Source organism: Pontibacter brevis (genome assembly GCF_054779655.1).
Genome location: NZ_BAAGXV010000033.1, coordinates 60,286 through 77,313, shown reverse-complemented (window position 1 = coordinate 77,313; position 17,028 = coordinate 60,286). Strand labels below are relative to the sequence as shown.

Genomic DNA, 17,028 nt, shown 5'->3' with positions numbered 1-17,028 from the left:
GGTGTATTCCTTTTTGTGTTGCGGTCAGTCATATATTGATTAGTCGATGCTTAGTGAGCCAAAAATAAATATTAAGTTGTGCAGGATTGTATCAAACAATGTTGCTGCAGCAAAGCAACAAGCATTGCGCAATTGCAACAACACTATTTGATGCATAACAAGTACGAAAACAACATTGATAACAAGGTAAGGTTGTTAAGTTGGTGAGACGCGGTGTAAAGGCGCTGAAAATCTTCTTGGAGCTTTTTTTAACGCCTTTTTTGTACAGGCTCTTCTATGAGTAGCAGGCATGTCGCAACATTGAGGTAAGGGTTTTGCTTTTAATTATATAATTTATATGTATCTTTTAATGTAATGCGGCGGCGGTTTGCATGCTCCTATGACGGACTGTTGCCTTAACCAATACTTAATAAATAACAGACAAGCGCATGAGAGTTTGGATAGAGAAAAAGCTCGTCAAGGGCAGGGACGACAGGCTGCAAGGGGAGCCCATCCTGGGCAAGTCTCTGTGGTCGGCTACAAAAAGCAGCAGCGGCGTCGACATCTACAGCCCCATGAGGAAGGTGGAGCCGGATGATGTTATCTTGCACCTGACCGACAACCACGGCATCACAGGTGTCTCACGCGCCGCTGACCGGTTCACAGAGACAGACGGTTCTGAGCACTCTAACAGGAACGGGTCTGCCTATATGGTGCCACTGAAGGAGTTTCAGGTACTAAATCCTATCGTGGCTAGAGACGAGCTGCTACGGGAGGAGAACAGGGCGCTGCTGGACAGCATCAGGAAGCAGGGGAAAGTGTTCTATAACAAAAAGCTGGAGCTTAACCAAGGCGCCTACCTCACCGAATCGTCTGCAGAGTTGACCAGGCTTATCAACTCCATATACTCCACAAAGACCGGAAAGGACCTGCCTTTCATATCTGATTTACTGTCGGCATCTAATGGTGATGCCAGTGGGAGTAGTTCTAATAAGTGGCAAGATCTGAAAACCGTCGTTAACAATATCGGTGATGCAGAAGGGCTTGAAAAGTTTTTTGACGCAGCCGAACATGTACTAAATGCCTTTGATTTGACCAATGATGATGAGATTGTGTATACCGCAGCACTTGATAAATCCATTCATTTAACAATAGGGGGAAGGTATGTCACGAATATTCAAAGGAAAGGCAAGTCTGTAAGGTTAGGCTATTATATTCCTTCCGGCAATTTGGACAGCGTGCTAAAAAAGTACCCTAGTTTGAGCACCAAAAACCGAGAAATCAACAGCAGGCCGAGTGACATGGTTTGGCTAACGATAGAGGCAGGCAAAGTCAATATCAACGACTTTTTAGAGGCTATCACGAAGGGTGCTGACGTGGACAAAGGAGTGAAAAAAAGGTCTCAGTTCCGTGTGCAGTTTGCAGATAAGCATAATAAGTGGATTGTTGAAGCCGCAAAAGACAAGGAAGTGAGGAGTAGTCTTTTCATTTCTTCAGGACATTATCTTGTAGGTGCATACTGGGAAGGGGTAAGCCCAAAGGACCAGACCAGCAGGTTTATGGAGCAGGGAATCTGGGAGAATGGTTATGACGATAAGTTTTCAGAGGATGTAATCGGGGTACCGGTAGGCAGTTACATTGCTATCAAGTCTGTATTTACCAAAGAAAAAACAAAGTCTGTGATGGCCATCAAAGCCAGGGGAAAGGTTGCTGGCAATCCTGCAGACGGCAAAAAATTGGAAGTGGAGTGGGAGAAGGGCTTCACTCCCTTTGAGGTTGATTTCCCAGGAGCGTATTGGGCAACAATAGCCAAAGTAACAAACCCTGTGCACATCAGCACTATATGGAACGCTAGTACAAAAGAACCAAAGGAGATGAAGTTTCCACTTAATACAATCTTTTATGGCCCTCCAGGAACAGGAAAGACATACACCACACTTTTCAGAGCCGCCGAAATCATTGAAAATAGGCCAGTAGAAGACTACGAAGAGGCCATGAGAGTCTTCAACGATAATTTAGGTGACAGGATAGAGTTTATCACTTTTCACCAGAACTACAGCTATGAGGATTTTATCCAAGGCTTGAGGCCTGATATCGAGAATAGTGCTGAGCTTTCCTTTAGCAGGGTGGATGGTGTATTCAAGCGTATCGCTGACAGAGCTTTGAGAAACCTGACTCTCTCTGAAAAGGCACCAAAGGAAGTGTCAAGAGAGTTGCTGTTTGAAAAGGCCTTAGAGCGTTACATAGAGAAAGGTCAGGATAATGAAAAGAACTTTAGGATTAATGAAACAGCTTCGATTATTGAAGTAGAAGATGAGGCCTTCCGGTACACAGGTGAAAAGTGGACAAGAAACTCTAACGGCAATAGGATGAAATTCAGAGACCTGCGGGAGTTTTACCGTAATGGAGTCTCTACCAGACAAGACGTTAAAAAGTTAAAAACGATTTCTGGGCTTGCCAACTCGCACGCTACTTACTACTTCAAGGTGTATCAAGCTATACTCAAGCATTTGCCAGCAGAAGTTGAGGTTCCTGAAAAGATAAAGAAGCAGAACTACGTCATCATCATAGACGAAATCAACAGAGCTAATATCTCCAGGGTATTTGGGGAGCTTATTACATTGATAGAGCCTGACAAGCGTTCCCATGGAGCCATTCCGCTTAGGTGCACGCTTCCTTCAGGAGAAGAGTTTGTAGTGCCCTCTAACCTCTACATCATCGGTACAATGAATACGGCAGACAAGTCCATTGCCCTGCTGGACATTGCGCTGCGCAGGCGCTTTGAGTTTGAAGCCATGTATCCGAAATACCAGCTGGACGGGCAGGAGGTGTATGATATGGATGTGTTAGAGAAGATAAACAAGAAGGTTATTGAGTTGAAGGGGCATGATTTTCAGATTGGGCATGCCTACTTCATGGGAGAGAACAGCGATTTAGTAGAGCGAATGAACAAGAAAGTGATTCCGCTGCTCCTGGAGTACTTTATGAACGATGAGAAAGAGGTGAAAAGTATTCTGGTGAATGCTGGCCTTGAAGCGGAAGATAACGCCTGGCCACTCACAATAAGGGGGAAGCGTGCTTAACCTGTATGAATATCAGAACAAGGCGGAAATCCCAGCCGCTCTGGAGGGGCTTGAGGAGTTTCTTGATGTTGTCTGGAAGAACAGGGAGAAGACTGACTTTTACTTTGGTGGGCAGGCAGGTCAGATAGAATCGCAGCAGTTTGTCCAGTTCCTACACAAAACAAAGGAGATTAAGTCTAAAAAATATGTAGGGGTAATCCATTTTGAAGAGCAGCGTATTAACCTGCTGCCGAAAATCTTTTATATGGCAGATGCTGATAATTCCACTGAAGCGGTTCATGTCATGCAGCACCACATCCTGTGGTGGCTGAGCTACTGCCGGAAAATCAAATTCCCCAACTATCAGACTTCATTAGGAGATGTAAAGAGCGATTTCTTCGAGGTACTGATTTACCTGTTCGCCAAATACACACGTCAGCTGCTGGCCAGCTCCATCTATCAGCAATATGAAGAGGTAAACAGTGAGCTGCCCTTCATCAAAGGACGCCTGAACACAAACGCCTATATCAACGAGAACATCGCTACGGGCAGGTGGCAAAAACTGAACTGCACTTATGATGCCTTTGTCCTGGACAATAAGTTTAACAGGATTATCAAGTATGTCGCAAATTTGCTTTTCAGGAACACCACCAGCTCAGAGAACAAGAAGTACCTGCGGGAGATTCTGTTTATTCTGGACGAAGTAAGTGATGTCAGGGCCACCACCGAAGAGTGTGCCAGTCTGCAGTTTAACCCTATGTTTGGTGAGTTTGAGACGGTGCGCGACTATTGTTACCTGTTTCTGAACAGCAGCGTTTCGTTTAGCTATAAGAATGATCTGAAGCTTTTTGCATTCCTGCTCCCCATGGAATATGTCTTTGAAGACTTCATCTTTGGGTTCATAGAAAAGGAAGTAAAGGAGGTGCAGGCTAAGGCGCAGGTTAGCTCAAAGTACCTGGACAAGGAAGAAGCTTTTGCCCTTCGCCCGGACCTGCTTCTGGAGATAGGCTCCAGAAGGGTTATAGCTGATACCAAGTACAAGATTGTCTACTCCGACGACAAAGATCCTAAGAAAGGCATATCGCAGTCGGACCTTTACCAGATGCTGGCCTATGCTGTCAGGTTCAAAGTTGAGGAGGTCATCCTTTTTTACCCCAACACTATACAGGGATACCAGGAGCAGGTAAGCGAAGTGCTGATTGAGGATGAGCTGGCAGAAGGGAAGCAGATAAGGATTAGAGCTTTTCAGCTCCCTATTCTGAATGAAAGGCTGCTCTTGAAAGAGCAGGATAGATATTTAGAATTAGCTGAGATGTTTGAGGAAACTAAGGCAAGGTTAACCCGAAGTATTGGGAAAACATTGGCATTAGTTTTTTCTGAAAATTACACTTCTAGATAAAAATCTATATGATATTGTTTTTTCAAATAAATCTTCACTCGTACGTGTTTAGTAAAAAGCTTTAAAAAGAGGAATACTTTATTTTTGCTGGTTATAGTAGTATATTATAGTCTCCAGAGAACCTATCCGTACGCTCAACTTTAAACCCTATTTTATCAAGGTTTGAAATATTATCTGAGTGTGGGTGTGGAGGTTTGTAGGGGTTTTTCCCTACAGATATAATTGCTGATTTTAATTTATTAGATTTATGATGATTGTAGGTGAATTTCCCTGCTTTACCACCATGATGAGTGACAATTAAATAATGGTTACATGAGTAATTTAATTCAGGAAGCATATAATCTGATATTTGTGCATAATCATAATCTCCTGAAAAAATAACAGCATCTTTACTTGTTCTTAATATTAGACCTAATCCAGATCTGTTACGTGAAGCATTTTTAGCTGCATTGAAAAATACAAGTTGTCTATTATTTGACAGGTGATATCTTGTAAGCTTTTTGCTGCTACGCTCAGGTTCACATGGCTCAGGAGCAATTGGAATTAAAGCCTTTTCATTAAGTCTTTTAAATTTGCTGTAGACTTTTCTAGCAGTAAGATTTGGTAAAATCCCTCTACAAATAAAATGTGAAAAAGCTTTAATTGTATCATCATGAAAACCAAGCAAGAAATGGTAATGATCAACATCCCAATGTGATAGAATGAGTAAAGGTTTACTAACTTGATAATCCTCATCTCTATTCCCAATTAACTCTAAAAGCTTAGCTCTTTTAGTTGTATATATAGTTCCGGCATCGAAAACTACTTTAGTTTTGTCAGCTGATATCACTTCGTTCCAGTTGCCTTGGCCAATGTTCCTTACTGTCACTTTATCAAGTAAACCTGAATTAAAATCAAATTGTTGAGGAAATCTTGATAACGACAAATCTATGCGCCTCCAATGCTTTTCAAAATCATTAAATGATTTTGAATTCCCAAAGATAGGTTGTTGCTCATTTGCAAGATCTATTCTAAAGCCAATTACAAGGGAATCATCTGTAACTTCTATTCGCTGGCTTATGATATCTATCGCTTCGTTTGTTAAAACATATGTTGTACCTTCTCTAAGACGCTTTTGATTGTAATTTACAATTTCAATCATTGTTGGTTTGCCTGCCCAATCATAACCGATTCCTGTTGAAGAGCTAAATGAGGTAAATTCATTAGAGTCTACAAAATCAACAAGGACATAGTTTGAGGAGAAATTGAATTTTTCCACATATAAAAGGATGCCATTATTTTCAAAGGGATAAAACATTTTGCTTTTCACTTTAAGTTATATGATGAAAGATGACAATAGTATTAAGCCTTAGCATAGGTGAATTTACTAGACCACCTGAGGTGGTATGATATGTAAAATTAGCTTAGCCCCGGCTTTTCACTTTAACGAGCCGCATCTTCTTGCCTAATCTTTCCCGCCTAAAATCTTTTAATAAATAGTCATATTCATAGCTTCCCTTCTCAGGTATCTTAAGCTCGGGGTAACTACCAACATGTTCAGAGTCGAAGAAAGGAAGTTCAAAGTGCCGTTGGAAGAAGTTTAGAATTTCTTCACGCTCCGGACGGTTAAGTGCATCGCGTAAAGAATAGCTATATTCCCGTATGTTAGGAGGAAAATGTTCTAGGTCAGCTTTTGCTTGCTTGATTATTACTGCTCTATAGGTGGCATTTTCTTCTTCAGTTTGTCCGAGGTGAGCCATCCAGTTTACAGAGGCGTTGTGTTTTATTTGATTGTTCGGCTTCTCTTTTTCCCAATACCAGCTTTTGTTGCCTTTTGAAAGCAGAGGTCTTAGCTCATATTCCTGTAATGGTGCCTCTACAGTGATGTTTGCCCAATAAGAAAATTTAATAAGATCGTTTGCTGTTACTTCTTTGCTTCGCCTGCTCTGGTAGGGAAAGTAAGAGCCCTTGCGAATTGCATAGAGGCGATCGCTGAATTGCATGTTGTATGACTGTGGAGCAGAGTTGATGATTCGACCAGTGTTTAATACCGACGCTTTAAAAGTCACTTCACCATTTTTGTTCTTCAAATCTAGCGCATGTATGTAGACATCTTGATTTACTCTACCCAAACCTAAAGTTTGTAAATCGGCTTCATTATCACCCAACAACATGATAGTTTGCTGAGGTAGCTCATGTAAATTATTTCCTATAAGAGGAATCGTATACACAGTTTCACCAACCTTACCATTTTCAGTGCTATCACCTTGTATGGAACGATATATATCCAGTAAATCAGGATCATAAGCATTACACTTACTCTTAATCTCCTGCAGATAAGAGTTAACCTGTATATAATAATCAGAGTCTCTTGAACAATTTATGACAGTGCTCGCCTCAATATTAGGCCCATTTAAGGCACGTTTGGAAAGATTATGACTGCCCACCCATATTTCTGCTTTTTGGTCTGGAAGATCGAATAGCATAACTTTAGCATGCATCAAATATTCTGCTAGTAGAGAAGAGTTCTTAGACTTCTTAGCCTTACGAAGGTGTAAGTACAGGTTTTTAGCACCTGCATTATAGTGACCATTTATGCTATCAAGATCTGTTGGCTTATGAATATCAATGCAGTAAAATGAATTCTTTTTACCGAGAAGATCAGAAAAAGCGGTGCCCAAATAGTCAGGTTTTATTACCCAATAAGCTACACAACCCCTAAGTGCTTCTGCTGCAATTATGGTTTGGTTAAGCCTGTTTTTTATATTGGCATCATTTATAGTGCTAGGTATTAGTTGTATATCCATTAGACTGGTCAACTTAGGTTAAATTTTATGTGCATTCAACTAGGAATAAAACGATTGAATATAGTTGTTAAATTTTGATTTTAAGGTTTATACAATAAATAGAGTGTTTAGACACAAGCTGCCGGTATAGCTTCATTTATAAGTGCTATATTTGTTATATAAGATTTAATAAGAAGATTTACTATAAAAGAATATAACATTCAAGATGTCAGAAGAACAAAAGAAGAAGTTGGAAAATCAGTTGTGGGGAATTGCCAACCTTTTAAGAGGAAAAATAAGTGCAGACGACTATCGGGATTATATCCTTGGCTTTATCTTTTATAAATATTTATCCGAAAAACAATATCTCTATGCCAATGAACTATTGGTTGGAGAGGCAGTTACGGACTATAAAAAGGTAACCGACCCAGACACATTGGATGCAATCAAAGAAGAGTCATTGCTCAAGTTGGGGTACTTCTTAAAACCTTCCGAATTATTCTCAGTGCTCGCAGCAAAAGGAAATTCAGATACGGAAAGCGAAAGCAATTACATTCTCGAAGATTTGAAAGCGGTGCTTAATCATATTGAGCAAAGTACCATGGGCACAGAATCAGAAGAAGATTTCAATGCCCTGTTTGAAGATTTGGATTTGAATTCGACCAAAATTGGTAGAACAGTAGGTGCCAGAAACGAAATAATTGTGAAGATTCTGGTGAATCTGGATAAAATTGACTTCAAGTTAAGTGAAATTGAATCCGATGTTTTGGGGGATGCTTATGAATACCTGATTGCCAAGTTTGCTGCGGGTGCTGGAAAAACGGCGGGTGAGTTTTATACGCCACAACAAGTTTCAAAAATCCTGGCCAAAATAGTAACTACCGGCAAGTCAAAAATCAAGTCGGTGTATGATCCTACTTGCGGCTCGGGTTCATTGTTGTTAAGGGTTTCTAAGGAAGCAGATGTAAGTGAGTTTTACGGGCAGGAATTAGGGCGTACTACCTATAACCTGGCCCGTATGAACATGATTCTCCATGACGTGCATTTCAGAGAGTTCAACATCGTACAGGAGGACACATTAGATAACCCACAGCATTTGGACAAGCGATTTGAGGCAGTAGTAGCCAATCCGCCATTTTCTGCGCACTGGAAAGGTGATGCCAATCCGCTGTACAGCACAGACGAACGCTTTAGCCAATACGGCAGGTTGGCTCCCAAAACCAAAGCCGATTATGCTTTCTTGCAGCACATGCTTTATCACCTGGCCGATAATGGCATAATGGCCAGTGTTTTCCCACATGGGGTTTTATTTAGAGGAGCCGCCGAAGGTGAGATTCGCAAATACATCATCAAAGAGATGAATGCACTGGATGCCGTGATTGGCTTACCCGCTAATATCTTTTACGGTACTTCTATACCTACCTGCATTATGGTACTCAAAAAATGCCGCGAAGCAGATGATAACATCGTGTTTATTGATGCCAGCGGTGAGGACAATTATATTAAGGAAGGTAACCAAAATGCATTGCGCGATGAAGATGTAGAACGCATTATCAATGCCTACCGAAACCGAGAAACCATAGCTAAATACAGCTATGTGGCCACACTTGCGGAGATTGCAGAAAATGATTACAACCTGAACATTCCCCGTTATGTGGACACTTTTGAAGAAGAAGAATCTATTGACTTAGATACCATTTCTGCCAAACTGCAAGTATTAGAAGGCGAATTACAAACCACTAATACAACTATTGCAGCGTTTTGTGCTGAATTAAACATCTCCACTCCATTTTAATATGCCAACACAAAATTTAGTACCAGTATTACGATTTCCTGAGTTTGAAGGTGAATGGAGTACTCAGACTCTTAAGGATGTTGCTACCTTCAGCAAAGGGAAAGGAATTTCAAAAGCTGATATTGACGAAAATGGAGAGATAGAATGCATTAGATATGGAGAGCTTTATACTAAATATTCCGAAGTAATTGATGAAGTAAAATCAAGAACAAGCATTGAACCGGCTGAACTCATTTTGAGTGAGGCTAATGATGTCATTATTCCTGCATCTGGAGAAACTCAAATAGACATTGCAACTGCTTCTTGTGTTCTTAGAGAAGGAATTGCATTGGGTGGTGATTTAAACATCATCAAAACCCAAGTAAATGGAATTTTTTTGTCTTATTACTTAAATAATGCTCGAAAAAAAGATATTGCAAGTCTTGCACAGGGTATTTCTGTTGTACACTTATATGCAAGTCAACTCAAAACTTTATTAGTCAAACTACCCCAACCCGAAGAACAACGAAAAATCGCATCCTTCCTTATTGAAGTGGACAAGCGCATCCAGCTTCTAGAACAAGAAAGGGCTTTACTAGAAGCCTACAAAAAAGGTGTGATGCAAAAGATTTTTCCACAAGCAGGCGAACAAGTTCCAGCGTTACGCTTTAAAGATGAAAATGGGAATGCCTTTCCAGATTGGGAGAAGAAGAAGTTGGGGGAAGTTTATTCCTTCAAAACAACAAATTCCCTTTCAAGGGAAAAATTAAATTATAAAAGTGGAACGGTTAAGAATATCCATTATGGTGATATTCATACCAAATTTAAATCTCACTTTCAAATCAATAAAGAGTTAGTACCATATATTAATCCTGATGTAGATATAAGCCGGATTCCTGATGATAATTACCTTCAAGAGGGGGACTTAGTAATTGCAGATGCATCAGAAGATTATGATGATATAGGAAAGACGATTGAGATAGTTAATCTAAATCAAGAGAAGGTCCTCGCTGGTCTTCACACACTTTTAGCAAGACGAAAATCAAATGAAATAGAGATTGGGTTTGCGGGACATTTAATGAAAAGCCGTGCTTTGAGATTAGAAATAATGCGGATAGCACAAGGCACAAAAGTGCTAGGTGTATCTACAACAAGGCTTGGAGAGATTACAACAAAACTACCAACAAAGGCAGAACAACACAAAATAGCCTTCTTCCTTTCATCCCTCGATGAAGCAATTGAAAAGATAGAGCAGCAGTTGGAGCATTCGCAGTATTTTAAAAAGGGGCTTTTACAAAAGATGTTTGTTTGATATGGAATTAATAAAGGAAGCTATATCGAGCCATTCACGATTAATCCCCGGAATTGAAGGTTACTTGACATTAGTGGATAAAGTCGAGAAAAATGTCAACATCAATCCCGACATTGCTATTGAATCTTGCAAATCATTGATTGAAGGGCTTTGCTTAAAAGCATTATCTCTACTTAGTGACAGCTACATTTCTAGTAAATCCACCCGAACTAAGTGCAAGAATGATTTGAAAGTACTTACGCACATGGCCTTTGATGAAGTGTATTCCAATTATGTCGAATCCCAGATTCACGAATCGCTTTCCAATATGCTCATTGATGTTTCAGTGGCCCAAAAAATAAAGGACAATGCAAAACGAAAGGTAAAAGAGCAAGCTGTTGAAACCATTGGCAAAGTATCAGCTATTCGAAATGAAAGAGGAGATATTTCTCATGGAAGGAGTTATCCAAAAGAGCAGGAGAGCAGTATCAAATTAGCGAAATCCATTAGTTCCATTACTGATGGCATTGGCTCTTTTATGATTGAAGAAATTGCCACTCAGTATTTAGCCAAGTTAAAGGAGCAGGATAAGCTTATTTATGAGGACTTAGCGGATTTTAATAGCTGGCTGGATGAGAAGCATCATGTGCTTTCCATAAAAATTGATTTCAGTAAGCTGCTGTTTGAAAATGCTTATGAAAAGTATGAAGAGTTTTACTTTACTGAATATGTTGATCTGTTTGAAACGGAACAAGAAATACCTAGTGTAGAAACTATAGTTGAGGCCGAACCTACACCGGAAGAGACTGCTATAATTGCAGTGGAGCCAGTTCAGCGAACCGAACCTGTTATAGAAACATTAGTGAGCAACTTCAATGAAAATGAGTTTTGGACAGCAGAGAAAGCTGAACAGCTTCGAACATTTTCAGCAGTTGAAAATCTGGATGATGAAAAATTAGAAGCGCTGATTAACGAGTTTCTGTTTACCGAAAAAGTGCCGTTGCGAGATGATGTAGCTGAAACGATGAACATAAAGCCTGCATTGAAAGACAGAAGCAATGCCATTAAAGAGTTAACACAAAGAATAGTGGTATTTGCCAATGGCTTAAAAGAGCCCGAACAAGAAGTATGACGAGTCAGCCGGAACAAATATTAGAGAATAATCTAGTCCTGCAACTGGAGAAGTTGGGCTACAAGAGGACCGTTATTCATGATGAAAAGGACCTGCTGGCCAATCTGAAAGTGCAATTAGAAAAGCACAACAAGGTATCCCTTAGCGACAATGATTTTAAGCAAATCCTCAATTACATTAACAAGGGGAATATATTTGAGCGGGCAAAGATTTTAAGGGACAGAGTACCCTATACCAACGAGAAGGGCGAAACAAAAACCATTGAACTCATTAACCAGATTCATTGGTGCCAGAACGAGTTTCAGGTTACGCAGCAGGTTTCTATGGAAGGAAGCTACAAAAACCGGTATGATGTTACCATTCTCATTAATGGGTTGCCTTTGGTACAGATTGAATTGAAACGTAGAGGGCTGGAGCTTAAAGAAGCCTTCAACCAAACCAACCGCTATGAAAGGCACTCCTATTGGGCAGGTCACGGTTTGTTCCAGTTTGTTCAGATATTTGTTATTAGCAATGGGGTCAACACAAAGTACTACGCTAACAGTCCCATTAAAGCGCGGTCATTCAAACAAACCTTCTATTGGGCTAACGAAAAAAATCGTTTAATTACGCAGTTAGCCGCTTTTTCAGACTTGTTTTTAGAGCCCTGCCATATCTCTAAAATGATCACTAAATATGTGGTGCTTAATGAGACTCAGAAAATATTAATGGTGCTCCGCCCCTACCAATTTTATGCCACCGAAGCCATCATTGAACGAGTAAAAGCTACAACTAAATACGGCTATATCTGGCATACTACCGGCTCAGGTAAAACGCTAACTTCCTTCAAAACCGCACAGATTCTCACCAATCTACCGCAAGTATACAAAGTAGTTTTTGTAGTAGACCGCAAAGACTTGGATTATCAGACTACCAAAGAATTTAACAGCTTTAGCAAAGGCAGCATAGACGGCACCAGCAACACCAATACGCTGGTAAACCAACTGGCAGGCGACAACAAGCTTATTGTTACTACCATTCAGAAGCTGAATACCGCCATCAGTAAAAAAAGGTATCTAAGCAGAATGGAAGAATTGAAAGACAAGCGGATTGTTTTCATCTTTGACGAGTGCCATAGAAGTCAGTTTGGCAAAACTCATGAAACCATAAAAGCTTTTTTTAAGAATTGTCAGTTGTTTGGTTTTACAGGAACTCCCATTTTCGAAGAAAATGCTGGGACAAATGAGTACGGTAAGCGCACTACCAAAATGCTATTTGGCGACTGTTTGCATAAATATGTAATTACAGATGCCATACGTGATGAAAACGTACTGAAGTTTTCTGTGGAATACATCCGCACTTTCAAAAAGAAAGATCATATTCTAGACATTGAGGTGGAGGCCATAGATGAAGCAGAGGTAATGGATGCCCCACAGCGCTTAAATAACATCACGGACTACATTATTACCAATCATAACCGCAAAACGCACAGTCGGGAGTTTACGGGTATTTTCTGCGTCTCCAGCGTGCCAGCTTTGATTGAATATTACAAGTTGTTTCTAAAGAAGAAAGAGGAGGGGCAGCACAATCTCCGGTTGGCAACCATATTTTCTTATCAATCCAATGAGGAAGATAAAGATGCGCTTGGCTTTTTGGAAGATGATGAGTTTTTAAGCGATTCCGATCAAAGCTTCGGAATGGCAGCTGAACCTCAAATAGCATATAATTCTCAGCACACCAAGGATGAACTGGAAGATTTCATTAGCCACTATAACAATCAATTCGGCACCAACTACACCAGCAAAGACACCCAGTCCTATTACAACTATTACAATGACATAGCCAAGCGAATTAAGAATAGGCAAATTGATTTGTTACTTGTAGTAAACATGTTCCTGACTGGGTTTGACAGTAAGCACCTGAATACACTGTACGTAGATAAAAACCTAAAATACCACGGTTTGATTCAGGCATATTCCCGGACAAATCGAATTCTCAATGAAGTAAAGTCTCAAGGCAATATTGTAAGCTTCCGCAACCTGAAAGCAGCCACAGACCAAGCCATCACTTTGTTCTCGAACATCAATGCCAAAGATGAGATCATCATGCAGCCGTATGAGGAGTATGTAGCGAAGTTTAATCAGTCTTTTATTGCCCTGCTGCAAATCGCTCCAACGGTAAATAGTGTGAACGATTTACCTAGTGAAGAAGAAGAACTGGAGTTCATTAAAGCGTTTAGGGAGCTAATGCGCCTCAAGAACGTGCTGGCGACATTCACGGAGTTTAAGTTTGATGACTTGAGCATGAACGAACAAACGTTTGAAGATTACAAAAGCAAATACTTAGACTTATACGACAAAGCTAAATCACATACTCAGAAAGAAAAAGTATCGATATTAGGCGATGTAGATTTTGAACTGGAATTGATACACCGGGACGAAATAAATGTTGCATACATCTTGAAACTACTGGCTAAACTGAAAGATGCCACACCTGAAGAGCACGAAAAGCAGAAAAAAGCCATTATTGAAATCATTGCCGGAGATGCTCAATTGCGTAGCAAGCGAGAATTAATCGAGAAGTTCATTCAAGAAAATCTACCCACTGTTTCAGAATCAGACGATATTCCTGAAGCTTTTGAAGCCTATTGGAATGAAGAGCGAAAACAGGCGTTACAAAAAATGAGTGATGAGGAAAATCTGGATAGCGAAAAACTAAATGAGACTATAGGCAAGTATCTGTTCACAGAAAAAAAGCCACTTAGAGATGAAGTAATAGGTATGTTGAATACAAGACCGACATTAAAAGAAAGAGGAACTATAGCGGAAAGAGTAACTGACAAAATTTTGGCTTTTGTAGAGACCTTTATCAACGGAATAACTGGAAGATGATCATTTTATATTGCTACAATTTTCAAGCCTAAGGTTACAAATAAATGGAACCATCTTTTGATGATATGACGGAAGAGGAGCTAATTCGGATGCATATTTTTAGTTTCGTAGATACAGGTAAGTATAAGGTAGCTGAACAGGAGCTGGATATTTTATTTGAAGAAGCTAAAAGTGCGGAAGGGTTAAATATACAAGTCCTGGCTGAAATAGCAGGATGTTATGTAACTGTGGGAACTGAAGGATATGATTCGGAATGTGTCAATAAAGGATTAAACTTCTTCATAAAAAACAAGGAACTACTGAGTGAATACTTCTCAGCTGCGAGCTTAGATTATAATATAGGAAATGGAAAGCATGCCCTTTTTAAAATAGCAATGATGGACTCTGATGCTTTACCAACTCCCCAACTTGTCAAGGATTACCTTCATTCTTCAAAGTCTTCGTTTTTACGAGCTTTCAACACTATTGATCTAAGAAATCTAGATGACCTTTCTATACAGATTTTGAATAATCTGGCGAATGATCTTGATTGTGCAGGTAGAGTTGTTGAAGCCCTTCAACTATATGACATGGTTTTAGAGGCTTCTCCAGATTTTCCATTTGCTTTGTTCTCCAAAGCAAATTGTATGGAATATATGATTCATACTACAGACGGGCCTCTTACAGCTGCTTTTTATGCCGAATTGTATTCTTTGTATCAGAAGGTAGTTTCAGCCGAAGGTAAGGAGGATATTAAAGCTCGAGCTCTTCTTGGATTAGAGAAAAGTAAAATGATGTTAAACCACTTTGAGGTCGAATTATCGAAATTGCCAGAAGAGCTGACGCTTTCAAAGGAAGAATATTTAGCACATAGCCATTACAGAAGATTCACTCTTGATAACTTTTTAAGCTTATCAGAGCACGGGTTATACTGTAGATGTGCAAAGGCTAAACAGGACAATTTGAGTATAGGCTTTCCAGGAATGCATACTGCTGAGGTGAGGTTGATGAAATTAGAGGTTCTTTTAAATCGTCTTAAATCGGAGTTTTCTCTAGCGAGAAAACTGTATTACCAATATGTTCATGATATAGATATTGAGGATGATGTTTTTTATGAAGATCTATTTATAGGAGAAAATAATGGTTTGAAGATTGAGAAACTCAGAACCAGCTTTAGATTGTGCTTTGGTATTTTAGATAAAATAGCAAAGGGAATCTGCTTTGCCTTTGAGTTAGAAGTTGGGAAAAATGAGAGTATTTACTTTGAAAGATTCTGGAATGGTAATAATGAGACATCTAAGAAACGATGGGAAAAGTTAAACTCCTTATCTAATATTCATTTAACAGCGCTGTATAGCATTGCTTCGGATTTAAATAGTCAATCAGGAGAATTAAGTTTATATAAAAGTTGGAGAAATCTACTAGAGCATAATGCGTTGGTTGTTAGGAATGAGAGTTTTGATAGCTATGACCTTTTTTCAAATACCACCTTTTTGGAGTCTGTAGGTGTAGATCTGTTTTCTGAAAAGACTAAGCATCTTTTACAGCTCACACGAGCTGCGATATTTAGTTATACTTTCTGCGTAAGGCACGAAATTGTTGGTAGGGAAATCTATCACTAGTATTTTTTAGAGGCAGTATCTAAAGAACTGTATAAATGGGTTCGGGCGCAAGTTCGGACCTTTTTTGTTACCTTAAGCAACCATTCACACAGCCATTATGAACAAAGACAATATCCTTAATGGCGAGTTCCTCAAGCAATTCAAGAACTCAAGGGACTTTTCCTCTTTCATAAAGGAACTCTATGTGCGGGTGCACAGAGAAAATGCTGGAGACGGAACTGGACCACCACCCAACTTACACATTTCCCTGAACACTGTCAGTTAACAAGTTTACCTCTTTATATTCCAGGTAATACAGTTCAAGACACCGCCTTCATCGGCAATTAAGTTGCTATCTATAGTTGCTATTCTGTGCCCCCTAAAAAGCTCTTCAAATTGCTTAACAACAGCATCATCTTCGATAATTCCGAATGTAGGTAGAATAAGTGTATTTGCCATTTGGAGGAAGTTAATGTATACCCCATTAGCCTGATCATATTTTACGTTGCTGTAGGGGTTGTAAGGTATTTCAATCCACTCTAACCCAGCATTATGTAGTGCCAGCCTAAACCTCAACTGGAATTCCGGCTTCTCTTTCGATAGATCATTTATCAGTACAGTAGAATCATTAAGAAAGTGTATCATGCCATCAGCATGTCCTGTAAAATCTTTAGGATGCGTTGGTATAAAAATTATCTGATCTACTTGAAGCAATTGGTAGAGCTCATCGATAAGATGCTTTTCTGACATGTGTTTGTTCTCTTTAAACACCTTATCGCACATGATAACCTTGCTTGCAGCGCGTACCACATTTCCACCATCAAGAACAATAGAAGACTTCTTAGGCTTAAGGTCAAGAGCCGTACAAATGCTATCTACATCTGAAATGGTTTTCTGCCACTTCTTGCTTTGCAGATAATCAGGATTGTATACAAACTGCACAAATTGATTTGCAGCAAACTGTATCGGCATATAATCCCGCGCCCAGATGTCTTTAGTACCCGAAAGCTGTGAACAGCTTATTTCAAGATCTTTAAGTACTTGCTCAAACTGCTTAAAAAAATCAGGGTGCTTTACTGGTAAAGTATCGGCAAGATATAAGTGGTTTGTTTCCTGATCTGGTATCATTGGGGAATTAGTATTTGTACCTTATCTGTTATTCGTCTTGCCTTAGAG

10 protein-coding genes and 1 pseudogene are annotated in these 17,028 nt (G+C 39.7%); 8 read left to right on the top strand and 3 right to left on the bottom strand.

Translation table 11 applies throughout. The features are described from left to right. Positions 1 to 428 precede the first annotated feature (428 nt). Together ACYVB1_RS11645 and ACYVB1_RS11640 are read left to right on the top strand one after the other, a co-directional pair. Positions 429 to 3,062, top strand: a complete 2,634-nt coding sequence (locus ACYVB1_RS11645) for an McrB family protein (protein ID WP_460923751.1) — start codon at positions 429 to 431, stop codon at positions 3,060 to 3,062. Then, positions 3,055 to 4,440, top strand: coding sequence for an McrC family protein (locus ACYVB1_RS11640; RefSeq protein ID WP_460923750.1), 1,386 nt, complete (start codon positions 3,055 to 3,057; stop codon positions 4,438 to 4,440). The genes ACYVB1_RS11645 and ACYVB1_RS11640 overlap by 8 nt, the downstream gene beginning before the upstream one ends. Before the next feature lie 91 nt (positions 4,441 to 4,531). On the opposite strand, the gene ACYVB1_RS11635 is transcribed toward ACYVB1_RS11640, so the two are convergent. Together ACYVB1_RS11635 and ACYVB1_RS11630 are read right to left on the bottom strand one after the other, a co-directional pair. Further along, a complete protein-coding gene (locus ACYVB1_RS11635; RefSeq protein ID WP_460923749.1) occupies positions 4,532 to 5,749 on the bottom strand; it encodes a ComEC/Rec2 family competence protein in 1,218 nt (405 codons plus the stop codon). Positions 5,750 to 5,843: 94 nt separating this feature from the next. Further along, positions 5,844 to 7,226 (bottom strand): phospholipase D-like domain-containing protein, encoded by a 1,383-nt coding sequence (locus ACYVB1_RS11630; protein ID WP_460923748.1) that lies wholly within the window; start codon positions 7,224 to 7,226, stop codon positions 5,844 to 5,846. A gap of 205 nt (positions 7,227 to 7,431) precedes the next feature. Here ACYVB1_RS11630 and ACYVB1_RS11625 point away from each other — a divergent pair, with 205 nt between their 5' ends. The 6 genes and pseudogenes from ACYVB1_RS11625 to ACYVB1_RS11600 all read left to right on the top strand — a co-directional run. Beyond that, positions 7,432 to 9,000, top strand: a complete 1,569-nt coding sequence (locus tag ACYVB1_RS11625; protein ID WP_460923747.1) for a type I restriction-modification system subunit M — start codon at positions 7,432 to 7,434, stop codon at positions 8,998 to 9,000. A gap of 1 nt (position 9,001) precedes the next feature. Continuing rightward, positions 9,002 to 10,291, top strand: coding sequence for a restriction endonuclease subunit S (locus ACYVB1_RS11620; protein WP_460923746.1), 1,290 nt, complete (start codon positions 9,002 to 9,004; stop codon positions 10,289 to 10,291). Between the two features lies 1 nt (position 10,292). After that, positions 10,293 to 11,402, top strand: a complete 1,110-nt coding sequence (locus tag ACYVB1_RS11615) for a type I restriction endonuclease subunit R, EcoR124 family (protein WP_460923745.1) — start codon at positions 10,293 to 10,295, stop codon at positions 11,400 to 11,402. Beyond that, complete coding sequence (locus ACYVB1_RS11610; RefSeq protein WP_460923744.1) at positions 11,399 to 14,272, top strand: type I restriction endonuclease subunit R; 2,874 nt, start codon at positions 11,399 to 11,401, stop codon at positions 14,270 to 14,272. Before ACYVB1_RS11615 ends, ACYVB1_RS11610 begins: the two co-directional genes overlap by 4 nt. Positions 14,273 to 14,316: 44 nt before the next feature. Next, on the top strand, positions 14,317 to 15,873 hold the full coding sequence (locus ACYVB1_RS11605; protein ID WP_460923743.1) for an LA2681 family HEPN domain-containing protein: 1,557 nt from the start codon (positions 14,317 to 14,319) through the stop codon (positions 15,871 to 15,873). A gap of 97 nt (positions 15,874 to 15,970) precedes the next feature. Beyond that, positions 15,971 to 16,112: pseudogene (locus ACYVB1_RS11600) on the top strand (IS256 family transposase); the annotation flags it as partial. A 31-nt stretch (positions 16,113 to 16,143) separates the two neighbouring features. Here the strand turns inward: ACYVB1_RS11600 and ACYVB1_RS11595 are convergent. After that, the gene (locus ACYVB1_RS11595; RefSeq protein WP_460923742.1) at positions 16,144 to 16,980 is read right to left on the bottom strand and encodes an agmatine deiminase family protein; all 837 of its coding nucleotides are present in this window, start codon (positions 16,978 to 16,980) and stop codon (positions 16,144 to 16,146) included. Positions 16,981 to 17,028: the final 48 nt, after the last annotated feature.

Bases quoted from the DNA above. Each gene is read 5' to 3' on its own strand.
- ACYVB1_RS11620 (WP_460923746.1), top strand. From the start codon at position 9,002: ATGCCAACACAAAATTTAGTACCAGTATTACGATTTCCTGAGTTTGAA.
- ACYVB1_RS11615 (WP_460923745.1), top strand. From the start codon at position 10,293: ATGGAATTAATAAAGGAAGCTATATCGAGCCATTCACGATTAATCCCC.
- ACYVB1_RS11645 (WP_460923751.1), top strand. From the start codon at position 429: ATGAGAGTTTGGATAGAGAAAAAGCTCGTCAAGGGCAGGGACGACAGG.
- ACYVB1_RS11605 (WP_460923743.1), top strand. From the start codon at position 14,317: ATGGAACCATCTTTTGATGATATGACGGAAGAGGAGCTAATTCGGATG.
- ACYVB1_RS11625 (WP_460923747.1), top strand. From the start codon at position 7,432: ATGTCAGAAGAACAAAAGAAGAAGTTGGAAAATCAGTTGTGGGGAATT.
- ACYVB1_RS11610 (WP_460923744.1), top strand. From the start codon at position 11,399: ATGACGAGTCAGCCGGAACAAATATTAGAGAATAATCTAGTCCTGCAA.
- ACYVB1_RS11630 (WP_460923748.1), bottom strand. From the start codon at position 7,226: ATGGATATACAACTAATACCTAGCACTATAAATGATGCCAATATAAAA.
- ACYVB1_RS11595 (WP_460923742.1), bottom strand. From the start codon at position 16,980: ATGATACCAGATCAGGAAACAAACCACTTATATCTTGCCGATACTTTA.